The sequence below is a fragment of the Roseovarius sp. D0-M9 genome, assembly GCF_037083805.1.
Taxonomy (GTDB): domain Bacteria; phylum Pseudomonadota; class Alphaproteobacteria; order Rhodobacterales; family Rhodobacteraceae; genus Roseovarius.
Genome location: NZ_JBAPKZ010000008.1, coordinates 37,430 through 60,330, shown reverse-complemented (window position 1 = coordinate 60,330; position 22,901 = coordinate 37,430). Strand labels below are relative to the sequence as shown.

The window sequence follows — 22,901 nt, the reverse complement described above, 5'->3', positions numbered from 1 at the left end:
CAACATGACCTGGACCCCTGATCAGCCCATCGTATCGCTCAAGGACGTGCACAAATCCTTTGGCACGGTCGAAGTGCTGCGCGGCATCACGCTCGATGTCATGAAGGGCGAGGTGATCTGCATCATCGGCCCCTCTGGCTCGGGCAAATCGACCCTCATTCGCTGCATCAACGCGCTGAACGACATTCAGGCCGGCTCCATCACTGTCGAGGGACTGGAGGTCAACGATGCCAAGCTGGACAAGCTGTCATTGCGCAAGAAGGTCGGGATGGTCTTTCAGCAATACAATCTATTTCCGCACAAGACGGTGCTGCAAAACGTGATGATGGCCCCGATCAAGGTGCTGCGCCAGAACCGTGCCGACGTCGAACAGCGCGCCCGCGCCCTCATCGCCAAGGTGCGGCTGGAGGGCAAGGAGGATGCGTATCCGGGCGAGTTGTCTGGCGGCCAGCAACAGCGTGTCGCCATCGCGCGATCCCTCGCCATGAATCCCGACGTGATGCTCTTTGATGAGGTGACAGCCGCGCTCGACCCCGAGACGGTCAAGGAAGTGCTGACGACCATCAAGGATCTGGCCGCCGATGGCATGACATGCATCCTCGTCACGCATGAGATGGGCTTTGCGCGCGAGATTGCCGATTGCATCTATTTCACCGACCGGGGCGTCATCGTGGAATCCGGCCCACCCGCGACGTTCTTTGACAACGCGCAGGACCCGCGCACGCAGGAATTCCTGAGCCAAATCCTCTAACCGCTCGAGGCGCCCCGATGAAAACCCGTATCGAATCCGATAGTCTGGGCGATGTCTTGCTGCCTGAGGGCGCGCTTTATGGCTCGAACACCGCGCGCGGTGTCGAGAATTTTGCGGGCCTCGGTGCGCCGCTGCCCGAATGGCCGCATTTCATGCGCGCCATGGCGCTGGTCAAACGCGCTGCCGCCGTCGCCAACCGCAACGCGGGCGCGCTGGAGCAGGACGTCGCGCAGGCCATCATTGCCGCCTGCGACGAGATTGCCGCAGGTGGCCACGTCGATCATTTCCCGGTGCCATTGCTGGAGGGGTCAGGCGGAACGACGACGAACATGAACTTCAACGAGGTCATCGCGAACCGCGCGAGCCAGATGCTGGGCGATGCGCCGGGCACATATGCGCGAGTCAATCCGAACGACCATGTGAACCGTAGCCAATCCACCAACGATACCGTGCCGACGGCGATCAAGCTGGCCTGCGTCCTGGCCGAGCCGTCCCTGACGGGCAGCGTCGAGAGTGTGCTGGCCGCTCTGCGCAGCAAGGCAGGCGAGACGCAGCATATCCTGCGCGTGGGCCGCACCTGCATGCAGGCGGCGCAGCCGATGACATGGGGGCAGTATTTCACCGGCCACGCCAGTGCCATCTCCCGCGCGCTCGAGGCGGTTCAGGCCGCCGTGGCCGCGCTCTGCGTGGTGCCCATGGGGGGCACTGCCATCGGCACTGGCCTTGGCGCTGCCAATGGGTATCGCAAGGCCATCGCGCCCGCGCTCAGCGATGCGTTCGGGCGGGATATCAGGCTGGCCGATGATGCCTTTGACGCGATGCAATCGGCCGATGGATTTCTGCGCCTCTCGGCCGAGCTGCGCAATCTGGCGGCCACCATGGCGAAACTGGCTGGCGATTTCGTTATCCTCGGCAGCGATGGGGCTGCTGGTCTGGGCGAGGTGGTGTTGCCCGCCGTGCAACCCGGATCGTCGATCATGGCGGGCAAGGTCAATCCGGTGATGCCCATGGCGGTTCAACAGGTCTGGATGCGGGTGCATGGCAATGATGCCACCATCGCGATCGCCGCGCAGGCGGGCCAGATGGAGATCAACCATTTCGAGCCGGTGATCGCGCTGGCCCTTTTCGAGCAGATGGACCTGATCACCGCCGTGTCCCATGGCTTTGCCGAACGATGCATCGCGGGGCTGCGCGTGGACGAGGCGCGCAGTTACGATAATCTGGCCCGCTCCTTCGGTGTCTCGACGGTGTTCCTGCAAACGCTTGGGTACAAGCGCGTGGTTGCCATGGTCAAACGCGCACAGGAGCTGAACCTGCCCCTGACCGATATTGCGGTCGAGGAAGGGCTGATGACCCGCGACGATATCCGCAAGGTGCTGAGCCACGCCGCGCAGCCAGCCGTGTAGCTATCGCCGCCTCCAGTGGCGCAAATCCCTGAAGCGAGGTCAGCACCTGCGTGACACAGCTGTTCTTTCCGCCCTGCATCAGGCAATCGTAAAAATGCGTTTTCGTGCCAATAAGCTGCTCCTGATCCACAACGCTTGCGGCAGCCTCGAAGGCGGCTTCGGCGTCGAAGCTGCCGCATTTCCTTCACATTGATCTTGCTGACGACCGGGCCGCGACTTGGCCGTATCCGATCTGGCGGCCATCCTTGGAAACCCGATTGACAGGTTGTCTGATTGCATGGGAGGTATTTCCCTCGGGTGGGAGAGAGTGACATGGACAGGATTGCTGCGCCTTCGGTAATTGCCTTCATTGGGCTTGGGCAGATGGGGCTGCCGATGGTGGCAAACCTTCTGTCGGCGAGTTTTGTCGTGAGGGGATTTGATCTGTCTGAAAAGGCGCGCGAAGAGGCGGCGCAGCTAGGCGCTGTCGCCTGTGCAAGCCCTGACGAGGCGGCGCAGGGCGCTGCGGCCGTGATCACCATGCTGCCCAACGGCGGGATCGTCCGTGACGTATTGCTGGGGCAGGGCGCTGTTGCGGCGGCCATGACGAAGGGAGCGGTCGTCATCGACATGAGCTCCAGCGCGCCCACCGATACCAAAGCGCTGTCCGATGACCTCGCTGAGCTGGGGCTGAGCCTTGTGGATGCGCCGGTTTCGGGTGGCCGTGCGCGCGCGGTCAGCGGGGATCTGAGTGTGATGATCGGTGGCGACGCCGCTGTCATCGACGCCGTGGTCCCCGTGCTGGAGCCGATGAGCGCAAAGATTTTCCGCACGGGCGCCATTGGCACCGGCCATGCCATGAAGGCCATCAACAATTACGTCTCAGGCGCTGGCGCCGTGGCCGCGATGGAGGGAGTCATCCTTGGCAAGGCCTTTGGTTTGGATGGGGATACGATGGTCGATATCCTCAATGTCTCGACGGGGCGAAACAACACGACCGAAGCCAAGATGAAGCAGTTCGTTTTGAGCGAGGCGTATAATTCGGGCTTTTCGCTGGGCCTGATGGCCAAGGACATCGGCATCGCCGAGGGCTTGGCAAATGAGCTGAAGCTAGACCTCGGGGCTCTTGCAGAAACCTCGGCGCGTTGGCGGGAGGCAGATGCCACGCTGGACCGCGGCGCTGACCATACCGAGATGTATCGCTATCTGAACAGCAAGGCGACGTGATGTGATACTTCCATTGTGTGGCATAAATGGCTGGAAGTTATAAACAATAATAACACCATCAGGCAACCGTGCCAATCGCATGAGTTTGTCTGGCTTCAAGAGGAGACCCACGAAATGACGACCACCCCGCCCAAGACTGCCCCCGACGGAACCCCCTTTACCGAGAAGTTCGAGAGGGGTCTTCAGACCCGCCGCGACGTGCTGGGGGATGAATATGTATCGGCATCGGTGGATAAGGCGACCGAGTATAACTTCCCCATGCAGCAGCTTGTAACCGAATATTGCTGGGACGAAATCTGGAACCGTCCGGGTCTTACGCGTCAGCAGCGCTCCATCCTGAACCTTGGAATGATCTCGGCGCTGGGGCGGACGCATGAACTGAAGCTGCATGTGCGCGGCGCAATCAACAATGGCCTGACCAAGGAAGAACTCCGCGAAATCTTCATGCAGGTCGCGATTTACTGCGGCGTGCCGGCGGCCATCGACAGTTTCCGCACGGCCCAGGAAGTCTTTGATGAGATGGGCATCTGAGAGGGGGCGGGCGGCGCCCTGCCGGCTTGGGCGTGGCTCGGGCAATCCCGAACCAAGGGCATCCTGCAGTAGAATGACGGCGACCCCGCACTGATCAAAATGAGGGCGCGGCAGGCCCAGCTGGAAAGGCTCGGAGGACAAGAATGCAGCCCGATCCATCGGCACCGCCCCTTGAGGGCATTCGGGTCGTCGACCTGTCCCGCCTTGTGGCGGGCAACATCGTGACCCACGTTCTGGCCGATTTCGGAGCCGACGTGATCAAGGTTGAAAAGCCGGGGCGCGGCGACGATCTGCGCAATTGGAAGGTCAATGGCGTATCAACCTATTGGAAGGCATATTGCCGAAACAAAAGAAGCCTGGCGCTGGATTTCAAGGATCCCGAGGGCATGGGGCTGCTGCGCAAGCTGATCGATACCGCTGATGTGCTTGTCGAGAATTTCCGTCCGGGCACGCTTGAACGGATGGGGTTGGATCCCGAGGATCTGCTTCAAAGCAATCCCGGTTTGATCGTTGTGCGAATCTCAGGCTGGGGGCAGACGGGCCTTTGGCAAGGTCGCCCCGGTTTTGGCAGCCTGATCGAGGCGATGTCGGGGTTCGCGGCGATGAATGGATATGAAGACCGCCCGCCCGTCCTGCCGCCGCTGGCGCTGGCGGATATGATCGCCGGGCAATCCGGCGCGTCGGCCGTTCTGATGGCCTTGCGCGCAAGGGAACGCGACGGCCCGGGGCAAGTCATTGATCTGTCGCTTTTCGAGCCGATGTTTGCCGCCCTTGGGCCGCAGGTCGCCAATCACCGCCTCACCGGGCGCGAACCACGGCGGATGGGCTCGCTGTCGGAGCTTTCCGCGCCGAGAAACATATACGAGGCGCAAGACGGAGGGTTCGTCGCCCTCTCGGCGTCGACACAGGCCATGGCCGAGCGCGTTTTCCGCGTCATCGGTCGCCCTGAATTGAATGAAGATGCGCGGTTCAGGACGAATTCCGACCGGGTTGCGCACCTGCGCGAGTGCGATGACATCGTCGCGGAATTCATGCTGCGGCATGATCGGGATGATCTGATCCAATTGTTCACGGACGCCGATGTAACGGTGGGAATAGTCGCGACCATCAAGGAGCTGGCAGATCATCCTTTCCTTCAGAGTCGCGGCGTCCTGGAGGAGGTGCCCGATGACGCGCTGCCGTCGTTCCCTATGCATGCGGTATCGCCAAGGCTTTCCAGAACGCCGGGGCGGATCGTGCACGTCGGGCCGCCCTTGGGCAGGGACAGCGCAAGCATCCTGACCGAGCTGGGATGCGACAGCGCCACGATAGAGGCTCTGGCAAGCCGGGGTGTGCTGGGGCGTCCTGAGCAGTGATACCCCTTCGGCATGAGCGAGGCGGGCGCCAAGTCCCTTGATGGGGTATCGGCAATCGTGCGTATAACCGAGGCAACCTGCCTGAAAGGATCGGAGTGAGTTCGGGGACAACCCGCCGGGGGTGCTGCTGAAGCTGTCTCGCGCGCGGACCATGCTGGACTTCGTGACATCACTTTGACCCTCGCACCGTTGCTGCGCTTGGCGGCTCAAGGCCAGTCCATGCCGAGAGCGAGCCAATCCTAGTCTCGCGGCAATACTCGCGATCCGGCGGATCGACCACAACTGCCCGGACCTTTGGCCCTAGCGCGATGCTGCAGATCTGCCGACTTGTCCGCGCAGAAGCAAACGAATGATGTCTGACCGGGTGAGAATGCCGACCAGTTGGCCCTCTTTCGTGACGGGAACGACCTCGCTGCCGTGTTTTGCCAGTCGATCAAGAAGCGTGCCGACCGGAACGTCGTGTGCGACGGCCTGATCGGCGGGCCACATGACATCCCTGACGACACGGCGCGGGGGTCGCCCTTTGCCTATGATCGTGCGGCCTGCAGACGCTTGCGGTTCAAGCAGATCTGCCTGAAACACAATGCCCTGCAGCCTCATGTCGTCATCCACCACTGGCAGAGATTTGATGGCATTCTCCCGAAAAAGTCGCGAGGCGTCCGTCAGGGGTGTGCCTGACCGGACGGTGATGAGATCTGTGGTCATGATGTCGGCGCAGACCGTGCCGTCAAAGCGGTGCTGCGCCGCCTCTGCTTCGGCGCCGGCCAGCAATCGGCCGAGGTCGGCCACACCGACATTCGTGGATTGGTTGAACCTCTCGAGCAAGTCGAGAAGTTGGTCGTTCGAAAGGCCAAGGCGCGGGGTGTGCGCCGCGGGATCATCCGGTTCGGTCTGGCGGAACGGATAGGCCCGGCCTGTCGCGCGATTGTAGCATATTGCGGCCAGAACAAGGATTGTTGTGGTCACTCCGATCGGTGTCAGGGCGAATAGCGGTCCGGCCTCGAGCGCGGGGGCGGGGTCGAGGGCAATCAGCAGGGCCACCGCGCCGCCGGGCGGATGCAGTGCCCGCACGAACATCATCACCGCGATGGCACCACCGACAGCAATACCTGCGGCCCAGACCTCGGGAGCGAAGCGAAGCGCCACAAGAGCCGTCAATGCCGCCACGGTATTGCCGGCAATTGCAGACCACGGCTGCGCGAGGGGCGAGTTGGGAACGCAAAAGACCAGAACTGCCGTGGCGCCAAGTGGGGCGACAAGATAGAGCGGCAGGCCGCCAAGGCCGGATGTCAGATGCACCACCAAGGCGCAGAGGCTGATACCGAGCAGCGCGCCGACACCCGCACGCAGCTGTTCCAGATAGTCGAAAGGCGGAAGCGCCGGATAGAGGTGATGCCATGGCCGCATTGGGAAACGCCTCTCGACAGGGTGCCGCACCGCTTGGGATGCAGCCTCAGCCTAAGGCATTCGAATGGTGACCGAAAGCAGACGCCATTCGGTGCAATCGACGTTGAGCCTGCGAGGTCACGGGGGGGAAAGGGGCCGCATGTGGGCGGCCCCAAACCTTGAGCTCGACCTCACTTCGTGACGGCAGTTTCCATCCACGCGCGATGCCTTTGTTCGTCGGCAAGGGCGCTGGCAACAAAGGGCTGCATGTCTGCATCGGCGAGGCTATTGGCATTTGCCTGTTCATACGCCTTGACCGTGTCGTCTTCGTTGGTCTTCATTGCCTTGATCATGGCGTTATCGCCCGCAAGCCCGGCAAGCGCCACCTTGCCTGCGGTCAGCATCTGCTTGATGTCGCCGCCCGTCGGCGCGTCGATCTCAAGCCGCGCCGCGAACTGTTCGAGCTGCACGACGTGGTCGAGATGATCATGGCGAAATGCCTCGATCTGCTGACGGCTCGTCGCATCGTTCAGCCGTTCGATGGTGGCCTCATAGGCGGCGATCGCGTCGTGCTCGAGGCGGAGCAGGTTGCTTACCAGTTTCTCCACCGTTTTTTCAGTTCCAACTGTCGTAGTCATGGTGGTCTCCTACATTTGTTCTCTTTGGGCGCCGCTGTTCTTGCGCGCCTTGCCAAGGTCAGGCTTTTGCCCCAGCGGCACAGGCGGGCTGACGACCGAAAACTCGGACTTGCCATCCAGTGAGGGGCCAGAGGTCCAGCGGCCTTCGGGCGTTGGTTCGTCGATTGAGGTGTTGAGGAAGTAGTAGCTGTGCTTGACTGCCTCATGCGCTTCGGGCGTCGAGTTCGGGATCGGCAGCGCCTCGGCCATGCCGCCCAACTCCTCGATCACGGCCAGCCATTGCTGCTGGTGCATCGTGTCGCGGGCGATCAGGAACGACAGCATGTCCTTCATCCCCTTGTCGTCCGTCATGTTGTAAAGACGCGAGGCCAGAACGCGCCCCGACCCTTCTGCCATCGCGTTGGCGGTCATGTCAGCGGCAAGGTTGCCGGTCGCGTAGATGTGGCTCATGTCGAAGGGAACGCCATTGGCATCGACCGGCATTGCCGACAAGCCCGAAGACAGCAGGTGACGCGGGTTCATTCCGCCCATGATCGCATTGACGATGGGGTCTTTGGCGGCGTCTTCCTGCGTCGTCACAGGGGCACCTTCCAGATTCAGGGCAACGGCGTGCCCCAGAAATTCGATATGGCTCAACTCCTCGGTCGCCGTCATCATCAGCATGTCGCGATACTTGCTGTCCCCGCGTGCGCCCATGGCCTGAAAGAAATACTGCATCGCGACGCGGATCTCACCTTCGACACCGCCGATCGCCTGTTGCAGGAACTTGGCAAACTGAGGATCAGGCGTGTCGACTTTTACCTCATATTGCAGTTTTTCTGAATGATGGAACATGATGTTTCCCTATGCTGCCACTGGAGGCATCGAGCCTCTATGTCCCTCCAATGGCAATTCGCGACATCCGTTCCCTTTTGATCTCGGTGGTTCCTCCGAGCGGTGGACATCAAAACGCGCATTCCCCGCCACTAGCGGAGCGCGCAGACCTACATCCATCACGTGTTCGCGGTTGGGGTTCATGGTCCACGTCCGCGGACTGTTCACCGGAAGGAGGGGATGTCTGCCAATTCGACCGGCAGAAAGGCCAAAACGCTCTGACGCTGGCCGATGGCAACGGCGGGCGGCTCTTGCTGCATTGCAAGAAATCGGGATGTGCCTTTGGCGACATACGCGCGGCGGCGGGCATTGCGCCAGGTGACTATGCCGCGCCGGATCCGTCCGAGGTGGCACAGCGTGAGGCGCAGGAACGGGCTGACGCGGCAAAGCGCGCAGCGCAAGCGCATCGGCTCTGGCAAGAGGCGCAACCGATCAGCGGCACCTTGGCCGAAACATATCTGAGGGGGCGGGGCATATCCTGCCCCCTTCCTGAAACCCTGCGATTTTTGCCTGACTGCTGGCACCCGGCTGCAAAACGCTTTCCGGCAATGCTGGCGCTGGTGGACGGGGCGGCGGGCTGCGCGGTGCATCGCACCTATCTGGCACCCGATGGCCGCAAGGCCATGGTCGAGCCTAGCAAACTGATGCTGGGGCGCGTCTCCGGCGGCGCTGTGAGGGTGGCCAGCGCGCAAGGGCCGCTTGTAGTGGCCGAGGGTATCGAAACCGCTCTTAGCCTTGCCTGTGGCCTCTTGCAAAGGCCCGCGACCATTTGGGCCGCGCTTTCAACGTCTGGCATGCGCGGGCTGCATCTGCCCACAAGTCCGCACCGGATGACGATTGCGCCTGATGGCGATGCGCCGGGGCGCGAGGCCGCGCACGCCTTAGCCGAACGCGCAAGCGGGCTGGGCTGGGATGTGTCGCTATTGCCTGCACCGGATGGGCGCGACTGGAATGATATTTTAACCATGAAAGGGGAAAGCGTATGACCGTCCCCGAATTTATCCCGTTCAAGGCTGAGGCGCCGCAACCGCTCTTGCGCGCAATCCCGGCGGGCGCACCTTACCCGGTTGCCGCATTAGGACCGCTACAAGGGGCCGTGCAGGCGGTGCGAGGAATAGCCCTCGCCCCTGTCGCTATCCCGGCGCAATCGGCGCTGGCGGTTGCATCTTTGGGGGTGCAGGGTTTTGCCAACGTCGAAACGCTAGGTGGGCCGCGCGCTTTGTCGCTCTATTGCCTGACCATTGCGGCGAGTGGTGAACGCAAGTCTGCGTGTTTCGGCCCCCTGCTGGACGCGGTGCGTGACCATGAGCGCGAGGCGGCAGTTGCCCAGCGCGATGATATGCAAAGCTGGCAAAACGCGCATGCGCTCTGGAAGGGCGAGCGCGACCGCATCCTGAGCGAAGCCAAGAAAGGCAAAGGTGAAAAGCGCACGGCGGCACAGGCAGATCTGGCCGCGCTGGGCGGCGAACCGGCAGCACCGCCTAGCCCTGACCGCGTTGTGACAGAACCGACATTTGAGGGGCTGACGCGGCTTTACGCGACCGGGCAACCATCGCTGGGCATCTTTTCGGATGAAGGTGGACAATTCCTTGGCGGGCACGCCATGAATAGCGACAATCGGCAAAAGACGCTGACCGCGCTTAATGACCTGTGGCAAGGCAACCCGATCAGGCGCACCCGCGCAGGCGATGGGGCATATACGCTTTATGGCCGCAGGCTTGCCGTGCACCTGATGGCGCAACCGGGTGTTGCCCATGCCTTCATGGCCGATCCGCTGGCGGCGGATAGCGGGTTTCTGGCGCGCTTCCTGATATGCGAACCGCCCAGCGCAATCGGCACCCGCCTGCATCGGCTTATGACGCCAGATAGCGGCGCGCTGGGCGCGTTTGGCAACCGGCTGCGAGAGATACTGGATACGCCTATGCCGATGGACGCTGACACGCGCGAATTGCAGCCGCGCATCCTGCCCCTGAGCGATGGCGCGCGCAGCCTCTTGATAGAGTTTCACGATACAATTGAAACCTTGCAGGCACCCGGCGGCGACCTGGCCCATATCACCGGCACCGCATCCAAGGCGGCGGAACAGGCGGCGCGCATCGCAGGTGTGCTGACCCTCTGGCAAGACCTGCAAGCCGCCGAGGTGTTGCCGCAGGATATGGCAAACGCAATCACGCTGGCCCAATTCTATCTATCCGAGGCGGCCCGTTTGGCCGAGGCTGCAACGGTATCGGTGGAAATCGAGCGGGCGGAAAAGTTGCGTAAATGGCTGCTGGAAAGCTGGGGAGAGCCGGAAATTGCGCAGGCCGAGGTGGTGCAATCCGGCCCTTATGCGCTGCGCGATGTGAAGGCGGCGAAACCGGCGCTGGCGCTTTTGGAGCAATGCGGCTGGATAGTGAGGCTAAACAAAGGGACGGTGGTGCGAGGCTCTGCCCGAAAGGATGCGTGGCGGATCAAGCGAGGCGTTGGCAATGTGGTTTGATGCGCAAGCCGCACTGGCAAGAATAGGCGACCGCGACACGCCGCCAGCGCGCCCTGTGCGGCCTGACACTCGCGCAGACCCAGTAGCAGGAATAGCAGCAATAGCAGGGGCCGAGGCGGGCGCGCCGGAAACGCCGCCCAGCGCCGCACGTCAAGCTATGGCCCTGACTTATGGCGAAACCATCGGGGGCAGGCCGCTGACCTATACAGGAAAAGTTGTTTCGCTGGACGCATGGCGCAGCCTGACTGACTGGGAGAGGCATGGGCCAGATGGGCAACACTGGTGCGGCATCACTCAAAATTGGAAAAAACCGAAAGGCCAAAAGAATGACCAAATCTCTTGAACAAACAACGGCGGTGCAAAGCTCAGATCCGTCAAAACGAAAAGCTCCGACATTGAGCGTGCATGAAGATGAAAAAAACACTCTCCAAATTGCCATTGACGGAGATTATTCGCGCATCTCGAACAAGACGAACGGAAAGACAGTGGCGCTGGGTCTGATAGGTCAGATTGCAAGCCTTGGCTCACAAGGCACACGTGTTGATCAAGAAGGGGCCAACTTCGCGCTGGGTTTTGTTGATGCGATGAGTCCGAAGGACGCAGCCGAAGCCTTGTTGCTGACCCAGATGGCGGCAACACATCAGGCGACGATGATGATGGCGCGGCGACTCAATCACATCGGAAACTTGCCGCAACAGGATTCAGCGGAACGGGCGCTAAACAAACTTGCGCGAAGCTATGCGGCTCAAATGGATACGCTAAAACGGTACCGCTCTAAGGGGCAGCAGACCGTGCGCGTGGAACGTGTGACCGTTCAGGATGGCGGGCAGGCAATCGTGGGCAATGTTGATAGAGGGGGGCGAGGTAGTGACGAAATCTGACGCTTACCCCATGCACTGTGCGCTGAGATGCACCGCGAAATCAAAGCGTACCGGCCAGCCTTGCAAAAGCCCGGCGGTTCGCGGCTGGACGGTCTGCCGAATGCATGGCGCTGGTGGAGGCGCAAAACCTGGCATGAAGCATCCTAATTACAAGCATGGGGAACGGAGCCAAGAAGCCAATGACCTTAGGTCATTGTTGAATGCGCTCATCCGTGAGAGTGCGGCAATACTTAAAAATTAAGGCCAAGGCGATGGACGGCTAATGAAAGCCAAACCCTACCCCAGGGCCATTGATCGAACAAGTTCCAACGATAGCTTTGCGGACCTTCTAGGTTCACGCAGCGAATGCCCGCTAAGAGCCCGGAACGGACCTATAGGATCAGTGAACTGGCTTGTCCTTGAGTTGCTCGACTTCGGCCTCAGTGACACTCGCCTGTACATGGACAGTGAGGGTATCCAGGAGCTGGGAGTAATCCAGTTGCCAGCGTAAACTGCATGACCTTGCCGCACAGGGCTGAGCCATGTGCTAGGCGCATGTCGACTATGGTTAGTGTTTCGTGTGCAAAGCCCACACATCATGAGGGCGGCGAAGATGCCGCGAAACATGAAAGAAAACCCAATGAGTACGCAAGTATCCTTCCAGACGCCGAAACAGGCCGATGTCGACAGGCTTATTGCTCAGGCGCATCAAATGCGCAGGGATTATATCTCCGGCTTGTTCAAATCCGGTTTTGCACGTCTGCGTGACGTGTTTCCCAAGAGCCGCGGCCTCGGCCAGGCATAAGCATAGTTGCGCTGCTTTCACTGAGACGAGAGCAGCGCATCCATCCTTTAGCCCTTTTGTTTCGCAATGCCCGCAAGACGTCAGGGTCCAAAGGCGTGGAAGCCATCAAGCAGATATCGATGTCCGCTTTGTCTAAGGTTTGTGGCTGCTGGATTCTCGCCATTCAGCGGCGATAAACCTGACAAGGAGACATTGGTGCCTTGCGCAGCGAACTACCGCTTCTCACTTTTGCGCCAAATCCGACAGTCGAGAATTTCTTATTTACACTCAACGAAAGTAGTGAAATTTGCCGCCGACTTGGCCAATTGTTCAGGCGCTAGCACTACATTATCCAAGCTCAACTTTGCTTCAACTTGGTTCTGAGCCAAGAACACTTTGGCAATCTCCCCTCTGATTGCAAAGTTCACGTTTTGGGGTACATCACCGCCATTCTGAGCCATTACCGTTGCATCCAGCTTGGATACAACGACGCCAACTATTTCACCATCTGATGCGAGCAATGGTCCGCCCGAGTTTCCACTTTGTACAGGCGCCGTAATCTGAAACGTGTTTGAATCACCTCCCAGGCCTTTCAGAGAGGATATTGTGCCCCGTGTCACGTTAATTCCTCCTAGCAAACCTGCGTATGGGAAACCCACAGCGGTTACGTCCGAGTTGAGCATTGCCGGACTCGCTGAGAATACAGCAACGGTTTTGGTTTCTTCCAAAGTCGCCTTGAGCAAAGCTAGGTCGAACTCGTTGGACACATCAACCAAAGAGGCCGAAACGCCATCCACATATATCGCTGAGCATTCATCAACGACGTGAGCGTTGGTTAGAACATGGCCGTCGCTTGACACGACAAAACCGGACCCAGATCCGCCTGCACGTTCAGGTTCGGCGGAGCGGTGAGAGGGCGTCTTTTCGGCAGGTTCTTCTGACTCTGCAAAAGCCATGGTCTGCCTTACAACCTCGATAAGCTTGCCATTTTCCGTAATGTCTAAGGGTGCGCTTCTACCCTTAGCGATACTAGATGCCACAGCTTGGTAGGTGTTAATGTCCCAAGGCTTTGCAGACACCATGACTGTCGACCACGCCCCGTTTATGAAGTTCGAGCGAGTATAGAGCTTTGTCCCGTCTCTCGTCGTCGCTGTGCTAATGGCCAAGCCATCTTTCCGGACCGAATAGGGGGAATCAGCGGTCGAATGGGCATCCATGGTGTATTGATGCAAACCATGGGCTGTCTCTAGGCTATGACGCCCTATCGAAACTGCCAATGTGCTGTCGCGATGACGGAAATTGACCAGATGCTCAGAACTCGGATCCGTAATCAGTGTTTTCAGGGGAAGCATCACCGACATGTCGAGTGCAGAAAAGTACTGCATATCCCATCCATCGCGCTCGTATCGCCCAAAAAAGCTAAAGGCAAGCATGGCCGTATGCCACTCTTCTGGCTGCGCTCCGAATTCCTTCGTTGTGTACAGCTGCATTGCCTCTCTGCTCAAGCGGCCCCAATCTCCGTCAAGCAGTCCAACGTAATGTCCTTCAAAGGCCAGTGCCGCTTGGAGGTATCTGCGCTCGTTGTACGAAAGGCCGTCTGTCGTGAAGCCTTGAAAAATGGCCTCATAGTTTTGTGCCTTAGGAGCGGTGCCCAGTAACGCAGCGGCACACACGAAAACGGATAGGAGGAAGTATCTAGTTCTAAGCATCGAAGCCCCTCCAAGCTAATGGAAATACCATACCCTAATCTAAGCATGGATGATGGAGGTAACCGAGGTCAAATGTTGACTAAGTTATGGCGATGCCGCTGTCTTCAACAGCAGGTTTATCCCGCTCAACAGGTTCAAGCGCAGCGCAGTGAAAGTCTGCTTTCCACCTTGGCGGTCGCCCAATAAACTTCCTGATAGCCATTGCTCTGGCAGCAAGCGCCTTGTTTTTAGTAAGGCAACACTTCGTCTGACCTGTCGGAAAGACTGGAGTTTGGGAGGGCACTTTGTATGACGCGCCTAGCCAGCATTACTAACAACCACCTTGCGCTGACGTGTGACCTATGCGGCCACAGTGCGCACATGCCGGTGAAGGCGCTGATTGAGGCGTTCGGAATGGATATGGATGCGCGGGACGCGGCCAAGCGCGCGAGATGCACCCGTTGCCGGGTTAAGGGGCAGAACACCTTTCGCATCATTTTTATAGGCGGCAGTGGCGAGGCTATGCTTGGCGCGGGATGTATGGCTAAGGACCCGGACACATAAATTAGCTTGAGGCTGCAAAACCAAGATTCTCCAAATAGAATGTCCACCTTTGCGCGTTGTTACATCGCCCTGCACCGATCAAGTTGCTTCGCGCACCAAAAGACGTGAGCGCGCTGGGCGCACGGAGATGCAGGAGGGGTTATCGAATCTCTACAGGAACGGCCTCAGGACCGGCGCGGTCAGTCAAATTTGTGCACGGTCAAAATTGAGGAAAAAAGTTGAGTCCCTCAAAAGCCGCTACCATCCAAAAATGAATGTGGGAAATTTTGTGGTAAGCGACCACCAGCCAGGGTCTCAACTACATGATATTAAAAGAAAATACAAGATTGGTTGGCGGAGGAGGTGTCCGCCGATCTGAAAGTCAGATGAGTTTAAGTAATTGTAATATATTGATTAAAGTTAGTGCTGTATAGCGAAGTGTATAGCAAATTGTATAGCGATTTCGCGGCCGTCTTTCATCTCAATATAGAGGGCTGCGCGCGGCGGCGATGAACGCCTTCATCTGGTGGAACTCGGACCGCATGCTGCTGCGCATGCACAACGCTCAGCCGGAGACCGGATGGGACTGCACTCCTTGACAGTGGAGCTTGCGCTGAACGCGGGGCTGCCCGAGCCCAAGGTCTACCTGATCGACACGCCGCAGCCCAACGCCTTCGCCACCGGCCGAAACCCGGCGAACGCATACCAGTCGCAGCGGACGAGGATCGCGACCGCGAGGTCGCCATGGCCTTGGTTGAAGACACCGGCCTCGATGCAGTCGACGCTGGCCCTCTGGAAGACTCCTGGCGCCAGCAACCGGGCGCGCCGGTCTACTGCACGGACCTGACACGCGACGAGATGGGTCCGGCTCTGGCTGCGGCCGAGAAGAAGCGGTTGCCGAAACGTCGAGACCTCAGCGTGGCCGTGATCCAGGAGCGTGTTGGCGACGGCACAACGAACCCGGATGCCAACTGGGGAGTGCGACTGGTCCGCGCGATCAACATGTAGTTGCGATACCCTCGGCTGATCCGCACAGATCAGCCGAGACTTGCAGCGTCCTCTGCTTCTTTCATCATGCGTCGACGGCAGAGATCGAGTGTCCGTAGGGAGCGGCGGGAAAGTTTGCCCGAGCGTAGCTCTTGCATCGGGGGGCGCGTCTTTCCGATGTCGACCCCGACGACGACGAGGTCTTCGATGCTTCCTGTCTTCATTGCACACATGGCTACTTCTTTTTGCTGCGCGATTAATCCCGGTTAAGGATAGCCCAACGGTGGGGAGCAGCCGACACATCCCATTAGCTGACATTCGATCCCCAATGAGTGCAGCTGCGAAGCGCCCCCTTATTAGACATTCGTGACACTGATAGCCGTAGGGCTTTGGGCGCACGAGGGTCCGCCACATCAGGCAACGCTCCCATCGCCAAACCTGGGCAGTTGGCACGATGCCAGCGCGGCAGTCAGGTCACCGGGGCGACCGAAATACCATCCTTGCCCACAATGCATTCCAAGGGTCTGCAATGTGCTGCATTCCTCCGCAGTTTCGATGCCTTCAGCGACAATCCTCGCACCCGTTTCAGCAGCGAAATGCACCATCGCAGCACCAAGCGACCGGCGAGCCGGATCAGCGTGGATGCCAGTGACGAGTGAACGGTCGAGCTTGAGAATATCTGGGGCAATTCGGAGAATTTGCTGTAGACCTGAGTATCCGGCACCGGCGTCATCAATGGCAATATTCATGCCCCGGTTACGCCAGATCCAGAGTTCGTCGAGGAACGGCTGCTCCACATCGATTTGGTCGTGCTCGGTAATTTCGAGCACAAGTCGTTTCAAGGGCTTGCCCTCCAGCACCTCGCCCAAACGGCCAGAGGCGATGGTGTCCGGCCCAGCATTGAGCGAAAGATAGACGTGTTCGGGTAGGTCCGTCAGGCTCATCAGTGCCAATTCGATCGCGGCAAGTTCAAGATCGACACCCATACCTACGGATGCCGCGTCGGCGAACCACAGATCGGGCGTGCGGTAAGGCTGGATATCGAAGCGGCTCAGGGCCTCGAATCCCTGAACCATGCCGGTAGAAAGGTCGACGATGGGTTGATACACGATCCTGAGCGCGCGCGTCTCCATCACTGCTCGGATCGCTGCGACCTTTGCTGCGTGCGTATCGCGCTCGACCAGCGCGCCGTTGACCTGTTCGGCCGCCAGATCAGCGAAGGCTCGCATCACGCTTAGATCGCGCGGCGTCAACGTCGGGTTCGCCCGAGGACTAAGGCAACAGAACATGCCATAGGGACTACCGTCGGGGCGCCGGATCGGCACACTGACGTGGCTGCCGATTGGAGCCGCCAAAGTGATTGGCATTTCCATGCAAAGAGGTTCGGCACTGGTGTCCGCGATCAGTTCGGGAAGGCGCCCGTCGAGGATATGCTGACAGTAGACGTCGTTCAGATCACGGCTATCGTCCACTGCAATTAGATGATCCAGCCCTGGTGCGTCAACAGCGCGGAACACACTTCTCCCATCGACGAACTCGGACAGATAAGCAATGTCCATGCCCAGATGCTCCCGGACTGTCGCCAATGCCGCGGCGATGATCTCCTCCGGCCGCCGACCAACGGTTTCCGGTATCAATATAGCCCCTGGCATAGTGCTTGTCCTTCCTCTGCCTCGGCACCAATTTTTCGAGACGTAGTGCGCAATTGCTCTTGATTTTCAGTGATATCGCAGGTGATTTATGATGACATCTGTAACCGTGCTGCTTGGGCGCGGCCAGGCCAAGTTTCGATGTCGCTTTAACTTGGCCTATCTCTTGTTCGTCGCCGTAGTGTTGGCTTTCAGGTCCCGGATGCAACTTCAGCATTGTGCCGACAAGGAAGATTTCGACCCTGCGTCCGGCATCAGCTTTTCAGCTCTATTTTAACTGAATATGACTTCGCTTTGCCGTGCAGTAGCTGGCCAGATGGCCACCGCACCCTGGTCAGGTGGACAGGAAAATTGCCGGTATGAACGCATAGCATGGAGCTCCGTGAAGCCCGCGAGCGGGCGACCAACAAGTTTTGGACACAAAATATTCTAAGTATGCCGCAACCGCGTGCTGGACGAGCCGACTGAGTAGGATGGCGGCGAAGGTGACGCCTTTGTCACAGGAGATGAGCGAAGGCCAGAAACGCCCGAGCAGCCGACATCCAGAACACGGCGCCTTCCTGCGATTTCCCCCAGGAGCTTTATGTCTACGAGGCTTCGTCGTGACGGCGACCGTGGCCTAATCTTGCACCAGGAAATGCAAGGGGCTGGTTCGAAACTTACGTTCGCCACAGGCGCATCATCCACGCCTTCACATCACGCTGTAAAAATCTAGGACTTCGAGTATCCCATGGGTGCGTCCATCGGTGGCTCCCGGGACATCGAGCCATTCCTATCCTCGGAACGGGACCATGCCGCACGCAGTTCAATCCCGTCCACTGGAGAAAGGTAACCGCGCCATTGAAACCGCAGCTTATGCGGCTGGACTGCCCATCGCGGATGCTAGCGGCACCAAATTCCACGGCAGCAATTCATCCAACCGGTTGATCTTGTGATCGTGGATGCGGTCGAGAATGTCTGCCAGATAGGCCACCGGGCGATACCAGATCTGCCGAAGGATCGTCGTGCAGCTGCGTTCTCAGCAGGTGCCGAGAGTCGGATAGGACGCCTTGGGCCTGCTCGACATTGCTATCGGCAGCAGGGCCAGCGTTGGTCATCCCATCCGCTTGGCTCTGAGGCGCGCCAAACACCACGAACGTCAGCAAGACGAGCAGTCGCGACAAGACNCAGCGTTGGTCATCCCATCCGCTTGGCTCTGAGGCGCTCCAAACACCACGAACGTCAGCAAGACGAGAAGTCGCGACAAGATCGCGCAAGCGCCTCTCACATCGCGCCCCGGCACGCGTGTCGTCATTGTGCGGCCCAGACATAGGCGACATAGCCCACCAGCATTGCAACGCCGATGCCGCGCCCGATCACCGGACGGGTCAGCAGAAGTGCGGCGAGGATGATCGAGAGGGCAATCATCACCGGCAAATCAAAGGTCAGGAAGCGCGATGCCACCGGAATTGGCGTGATCAGCGCGGTCACACCCAGAATGCCCAGCACGTTGAAGATATTAGATCCGACGATATTGCCGATGGCAATCTCGGACTGGCGGCGGAAGGCGGCGATCAGAGAGGTTGCGAGTTCAGGCAGTGAAGTGCCGATGGCAACAATGGTCAGGCCGATGAACGCCTCCGAGATGCCGTAACCTCGGGCGATGTTCACCGCACCATCGACGAGGAACCTTGCGCCAACCATCAGGGCGACCAGACCGCCGATGACCCATAGCGTTGACACAAGCACGGAGGCCGGTGCAGGCACGCCGACCTCCTCCACCACGGCCTCGCCCGGCTGCCGGTAGGCCCAGACGAGATAGGCGGCCAGACCGCCCACCAACAGCACTCCCGAGAGGCGCCCCATCTGGCCCATGCCAAAAATGGGGACCAGCACGAGCGCGGCAGCCACCATCACGGCTGTGTCGCGGCGCAGGGTCGCCCCCATGACCTTGATCGGCCAGACCAGCGCGGACAATCCGATGATCAACAGGATGTTTGCAATGTTCGAGCCGACGATGTTGCCGAGCGCGATGTCAGGGACACCGCGCCAAGCGGCATCTACCGAGACGAGAAGCTCAGGGGTGGACGTTCCAAAGCCAACGACGGTCAAGCCGATCAGCAGCGGTGGGATCGCCATGCGCCGGGCGATGCCAACGCTGCCGCGCACAAGAGCTTCGCCGCCAAAGAACAAACCGAGCAGCCCGGCAACAAGGTAGAAATAGTCCACGTCCCGAACCCTCAATGGCGATTAATCCGCCTTGAGAGGTGAGTTGTATATTCCGGGGAGGACCTGCAAGGTGCCTCCGACAATAATTATTGAACCAATCAAATATGTTCGACGCGCTCGACCTCCAGCCTCTGTCCTACTACCTTGCGATGCTGCCGCAGTTCGATCTGTTTGCATCCCTTTTGCTCTTCGTGGTGCTTTGGATCATACGCAAGATCGCCGTCGGTGTGATCCGTGCGCGCGCCGAGTTGCCACCACATGACCAGCGCCGACTTCTCGCAACGAGCCGGAATGTTTTTCTCTTTCTGGTGCTTGTCGGATTGGTTCTGATCTGGGCGCCGCAGCTCCGCACCTTCGCGCTTTCACTGACCGCGGTGGCAGTGGCGATCGTTGTGGCCACCAAAGAGCTTATTCTTTGCCTCTCAGGTTCAGTCCTGCGCGCCACGTCGCGCGCCTTCGGTGTCGGCGACTGGATCGAGATTGGCGACATCCGGGGAGAAGTCATTGACCTGACCCTGCTGGCGACGACGGTGCAAGAGTTCGGCACCGGGTCGCACGCCTATATGCCCGTGGGCCGCCTCGTCGTCTTTCCGAACAGCATGCTTCTGAGCACACCATTGCGGAACCACACCGCGCTCCGAGATCATACCTACCACAGCTTCGCAGTCACACTAGAACCTTCACCGGAGGTCGGCCATGCGCGCGTAAGGGCGGAGGAAATCGTTCATAGTCATTTCGCGCCTTTCCGTGAGCGAGCTCTTCAAGCGAATACAGCGGTCGAACGTCGAACCCGAACTGACCTGCCCGATCCCGAGCCATTGGTGCGCCTGCGGACTTCCGATCTGGGGAAATTGCGACTCGATGTGACGCTCTTCTGTCCCTCGCAGGCCGCCGATCAATTGGAGGGCGGCATCACCTGCGATATCCTGGCAGCCTTCCAGCCAATGGCGTCGGGAGGTTCGACCGAAGTCGCGCGTGAGGCTGCGGACCGAGATGGAGACTGACATGATGACAATCTTCACCTTTCTCGACATCGCAGCCATCGCGTCCTCGCTTGTCGCGGCGATGCTCTGGTATCAAGCTGGCGCTCGGACAGTGCGCCGCATCTCGCGCAGCGAGACGCTCGATGCGGCCGACCTCAATCGGATGGTCGTCTCGATGAACCGAAGTGCCATTCTCAACCGCAGGGCGGCACTTGCTTCGGCGGCATCGGCTACCTGCTTTGCGCTGCGCTTCGCCGCCTCATTCGCCGCTGGAGTATGATGAGCTTTCGGGAATACGTGTCACATAAGACTTCAGTGTTTTCCTGGACTGATGTCGCACTCGAAATTGCAAGGATGGTCCCGTTCTTGATCTTGATACAACTGACACTGATGCCACCCCCCATCAATCGGTATAGTTTCGTGAGACCCGCGTCCTTTAACTCGGCCAGCATTTGCCCGTTGCGGAACCTGTTCGGATCTAGATGTGTTCGCTGGGTTAAAAGACACGGGTTAAATAATGGATACAGGAATATCCCAGCAGATGTGTAATTGCCTAATAACACGCCGCAGGCTTCTCGGACTTTCCTGCGCAGCCTCGCTGCCGCTACTTGGGGGATGCGACGATGTCGACCTCGTCTCCGATGCGACCGTCGAGGAGATGGGGTTACAAGCTTGGACAGATATCCGTGAGACCACCCCGCCGGCGACCAATGCAAACCTTCAGGCGGCACTGAATGGTGTATCGGCACGGCTACTAAGGGCTGCCAACGAAGCGCCCGGCGATTGGGAAGCACTGGTCTTTGCTGGCCCTCAGGTCAACGCCTTCGCCCTGCCTGGCCGCAAGATCGGCGTCTATGAAGGAATGTTTGGAGTAGTGGCGAACGAAGACCAGCTCGCCGCCATCGTCGGTCACGAAATCGGCCACCTTCAGGCCGAACATAGTCAAGAACGGATGGACGCGCAGGCGGCCAAGGGCTTTGGTCTTAGGGCACTCTCGCTGATCCTCGAGTTGGGCGATGTCGAATATTCAGAGGAGATCGCAGCTGCGCTGGGTATGGGTGTCGACTATGGGCTGATCCTGCCTTACTCCCGGCGCCAGGAACTGGAGGCCGATCGGCTGGGCCTCGTGACAATGTCGGCGGCAGATTTTCGCCCTGCTGAAGCCGTGGCGCTCTGGCGGCGGATGGAGGCAGCTGTGACAAACCGCGCGCCCGAGTTTCTTGCGACGCACCCCGCTCCGCAATCCCGCATCGCCGCGATCGAGGAGATGCTTCCAGATCTCAGGTGATTTTATCATCACGTTCATCCGCACTGTTTGAGAATGACGGTATCTCTAGAGCATTGGCGGCTTTTGCATCATGTCTGAGCGCCACCGACAAAGCTTAGAACGACGCTCTGTCTGAGAGTGGCTGCGTCCGTGGCTTCTGGAGATTTCACATTGCTGTGTAAATAGACGCGCCTTGTTCCGATGCATGCGACTGCCACGGCTGGTTCTTTGGGAGTTTTCTGTCAGTGTGCGGCGCAGCAGTTGCTTTAAAACGGCATCGGAGGAACTGAATTGATCCAGACATACCACATCGCTCAAAACCGGTTGCATCCAGATGACATGGCCGCAGCCCCCGATCTTGATGCCGTCTGGATCGATCTGCTGAACCCCGAGCCTGAGGAGGTCAAGCCGCTGGGCGAGCGTCTTGGGATCAACATTCCAGACCGCGCCGACATGGAGGAAATTGAAATCTCGTCGCGCCTCTACCATGAGAATGGGGCCGTTTTCATGACTGCGATCTTGCCTGCCGACACTGATGGCGATGAGCCGGAGATGGCGCCCGTTTCCTTCATCCTGACTGGCAATCAGTTGATCACGGTGCGCTATCACGATCCTCGCGCCTTCACGACCTTCCCGACACAGGCCCAGCGGATGGCAACGAAACTGCCAGATGCCGATACGATACTGGTCGGACTTCTGGAGGCAATTATCGACCGGCTGGCGGACGTTCTGGAAAGGGCGGGCCGCGACATCGACGCGGTGTCGGCGATGATCTTTCGCAGGGCCAATACCAAGGACGAGCCGCAGGACTTTCAGGGGGTGTTGGAAAAAATCGGGCGCAAGGGTGATCTGAACTCCAACATCAGGGACAGTCTGGCGACGCTTGAGCGTCTGGTAAGTTTCCTCGGTTCGGTCGCGATGGATCGGGAATGCGGACCTGACCTGCGCAAAAGGGTGAAAACCCTCTCAAGCGACGCGCGCTCCTTGAGCGACCACTCAGGGTTCTTGTCGCAGAAGATCACCTTCATGCTCGATGCGAGCCTTGGAATGATCAACATCCAGCAGAATGCGACGATCAAGATTTTCTCGGTGGTCGCGGTCATCTTTCTGCCGCCGACGCTGCTTGCATCCATCTACGGCATGAACTTTGAGCATATGCCCGAACTGTCATGGTTTTTTGGCTATCCATTTGCCATCGGCTTGATGATTGCTGCGGCAATCCTTCCATACCTATACTTCAAGCACCGCAATTGGCTGTAGAGGCAGTCCAAACCCAATATTTTGGTATTGTCAGGATCTCCCTCGCG

At 59.2% G+C, this 22,901-nt stretch carries 20 protein-coding genes and 2 pseudogenes; 15 read left to right on the top strand and 7 right to left on the bottom strand.

Features of this window, described 5'->3' with window-relative positions:
* Window positions 1–4: 4 nt before the first annotated feature.
* The 5 genes from V8352_RS07425 (at window position 5) to V8352_RS07405 (ending at window position 5,249) form a co-directional block, all read left to right on the top strand.
* Entirely contained in the window at window positions 5–751 is a 747-nt protein-coding gene (locus V8352_RS07425; protein ID WP_336423641.1) for an amino acid ABC transporter ATP-binding protein, read from the top strand.
* A gap of 17 nt (window positions 752–768) precedes the next feature.
* A complete protein-coding gene (locus V8352_RS07420; RefSeq protein ID WP_336423640.1) occupies window positions 769–2,157 on the top strand; it encodes a lyase family protein in 1,389 nt (462 codons plus the stop codon).
* Window positions 2,158–2,469: 312 nt separating this feature from the next.
* Window positions 2,470–3,363: an NAD(P)-dependent oxidoreductase gene (locus V8352_RS07415; protein WP_336423639.1), complete on the top strand. Its 894-nt coding sequence runs from the start codon at window positions 2,470–2,472 to the stop codon at window positions 3,361–3,363.
* Between the two features lie 114 nt (window positions 3,364–3,477).
* Window positions 3,478–3,894 carry a carboxymuconolactone decarboxylase family protein gene (locus tag V8352_RS07410; RefSeq protein WP_336423638.1) on the top strand — a complete coding sequence of 139 codons (417 nt, stop codon included), beginning with the start codon at window positions 3,478–3,480 and terminating at the stop codon, window positions 3,892–3,894.
* Between the two features lie 143 nt (window positions 3,895–4,037).
* Window positions 4,038–5,249 (top strand): CaiB/BaiF CoA transferase family protein, encoded by a 1,212-nt coding sequence (locus tag V8352_RS07405; RefSeq protein ID WP_336423637.1) that lies wholly within the window; start codon window positions 4,038–4,040, stop codon window positions 5,247–5,249.
* 300 nt (window positions 5,250–5,549) lie between these two features.
* Here V8352_RS07405 and V8352_RS07400 read toward each other — a convergent pair whose 3' ends face one another.
* The 3 genes from V8352_RS07400 to V8352_RS07390 form a co-directional block, all read right to left on the bottom strand.
* Window positions 5,550–6,656 carry an HPP family protein gene (locus V8352_RS07400; protein WP_336423636.1) on the bottom strand — a complete coding sequence of 369 codons (1,107 nt, stop codon included), beginning with the start codon at window positions 6,654–6,656 and terminating at the stop codon, window positions 5,550–5,552.
* Window positions 6,657–6,826: 170 nt separating this feature from the next.
* Window positions 6,827–7,243 (bottom strand): ferritin-like domain-containing protein, encoded by a 417-nt coding sequence (locus V8352_RS07395; RefSeq protein WP_336423635.1) that lies wholly within the window; start codon window positions 7,241–7,243, stop codon window positions 6,827–6,829.
* 39 nt (window positions 7,244–7,282) lie between these two features.
* Window positions 7,283–8,107, bottom strand: coding sequence for a manganese catalase family protein (locus V8352_RS07390; RefSeq protein WP_336423634.1), 825 nt, complete (start codon window positions 8,105–8,107; stop codon window positions 7,283–7,285).
* Window positions 8,108–8,397: 290 nt separating this feature from the next.
* On the opposite strand from V8352_RS07390, the gene V8352_RS07385 reads away from it, so the two are divergent.
* From V8352_RS07385 to V8352_RS07370, 4 genes are all read left to right on the top strand, one after another.
* Window positions 8,398–9,132 (top strand): DUF7146 domain-containing protein, encoded by a 735-nt coding sequence (locus V8352_RS07385; protein WP_336423633.1) that lies wholly within the window; start codon window positions 8,398–8,400, stop codon window positions 9,130–9,132.
* A complete protein-coding gene (locus V8352_RS07380) occupies window positions 9,129–10,625 on the top strand; it encodes a YfjI family protein (RefSeq protein WP_336423632.1) in 1,497 nt (498 codons plus the stop codon). Before V8352_RS07385 ends, V8352_RS07380 begins: the two co-directional genes overlap by 4 nt.
* Window positions 10,626–10,951: 326 nt before the next feature.
* Window positions 10,952–11,506, top strand: coding sequence for a hypothetical protein (locus V8352_RS07375; protein ID WP_336423631.1), 555 nt, complete (start codon window positions 10,952–10,954; stop codon window positions 11,504–11,506).
* 619 nt (window positions 11,507–12,125) lie between these two features.
* A complete protein-coding gene (locus tag V8352_RS07370) occupies window positions 12,126–12,290 on the top strand; it encodes an RSP_7527 family protein (protein WP_336423630.1) in 165 nt (54 codons plus the stop codon).
* A gap of 257 nt (window positions 12,291–12,547) precedes the next feature.
* Here the strand turns inward: V8352_RS07370 and V8352_RS07365 are convergent, their stop codons facing one another.
* Complete coding sequence (locus V8352_RS07365) at window positions 12,548–13,759, bottom strand: S1C family serine protease (RefSeq protein WP_336423629.1); 1,212 nt, start codon at window positions 13,757–13,759, stop codon at window positions 12,548–12,550.
* A 1,241-nt stretch (window positions 13,760–15,000) separates the two neighbouring features.
* On the opposite strand from V8352_RS07365, the pseudogene V8352_RS07360 reads away from it, so the two are divergent.
* Window positions 15,001–15,203, top strand: a pseudogene (locus V8352_RS07360) (M48 family metalloprotease); the annotation flags it as partial.
* A gap of 41 nt (window positions 15,204–15,244) precedes the next feature.
* The gene (locus V8352_RS07355) at window positions 15,245–15,508 is read left to right on the top strand and encodes a hypothetical protein (RefSeq protein ID WP_336423628.1); all 264 of its coding nucleotides are present in this window, start codon (window positions 15,245–15,247) and stop codon (window positions 15,506–15,508) included.
* Window positions 15,509–15,900: 392 nt separating this feature from the next.
* Here V8352_RS07355 and V8352_RS07350 read toward each other — a convergent pair whose 3' ends face one another.
* The 3 genes and pseudogenes from V8352_RS07350 to V8352_RS07340 all read right to left on the bottom strand — a co-directional run bounded on the left by V8352_RS07350 (window position 15,901) and on the right by V8352_RS07340 (window position 19,344).
* Window positions 15,901–17,124: a sensor domain-containing phosphodiesterase gene (locus tag V8352_RS07350; protein WP_336423627.1), complete on the bottom strand. Its 1,224-nt coding sequence runs from the start codon at window positions 17,122–17,124 to the stop codon at window positions 15,901–15,903.
* An 865-nt stretch (window positions 17,125–17,989) separates the two neighbouring features.
* Window positions 17,990–18,112: pseudogene (locus V8352_RS07345) on the bottom strand (transposase domain-containing protein); the annotation flags it as partial.
* Window positions 18,113–18,426: 314 nt separating this feature from the next.
* On the bottom strand, window positions 18,427–19,344 hold the full coding sequence (locus tag V8352_RS07340; protein ID WP_336423626.1) for a calcium/sodium antiporter: 918 nt from the start codon (window positions 19,342–19,344) through the stop codon (window positions 18,427–18,429).
* 104 nt (window positions 19,345–19,448) lie between these two features.
* Here V8352_RS07340 and V8352_RS07335 point away from each other — a divergent pair, with 104 nt between their 5' ends.
* The 4 genes from V8352_RS07335 to corA all read left to right on the top strand — a co-directional run bounded on the left by V8352_RS07335 (window position 19,449) and on the right by corA (window position 22,854).
* Window positions 19,449–20,348 carry a mechanosensitive ion channel domain-containing protein gene (locus V8352_RS07335; protein ID WP_336423625.1) on the top strand — a complete coding sequence of 300 codons (900 nt, stop codon included), beginning with the start codon at window positions 19,449–19,451 and terminating at the stop codon, window positions 20,346–20,348.
* A gap of 1 nt (window position 20,349) precedes the next feature.
* Window positions 20,350–20,607: a hypothetical protein gene (locus V8352_RS07330; RefSeq protein WP_336423624.1), complete on the top strand. Its 258-nt coding sequence runs from the start codon at window positions 20,350–20,352 to the stop codon at window positions 20,605–20,607.
* A 237-nt stretch (window positions 20,608–20,844) separates the two neighbouring features.
* Window positions 20,845–21,615 (top strand): M48 family metallopeptidase, encoded by a 771-nt coding sequence (locus V8352_RS07325; RefSeq protein WP_336423623.1) that lies wholly within the window; start codon window positions 20,845–20,847, stop codon window positions 21,613–21,615.
* A gap of 318 nt (window positions 21,616–21,933) precedes the next feature.
* Window positions 21,934–22,854 carry a magnesium/cobalt transporter CorA gene (gene corA / locus V8352_RS07320; protein WP_336423622.1) on the top strand — a complete coding sequence of 307 codons (921 nt, stop codon included), beginning with the start codon at window positions 21,934–21,936 and terminating at the stop codon, window positions 22,852–22,854.
* The last annotated feature ends 47 nt before the right edge of the window (window positions 22,855–22,901 follow it).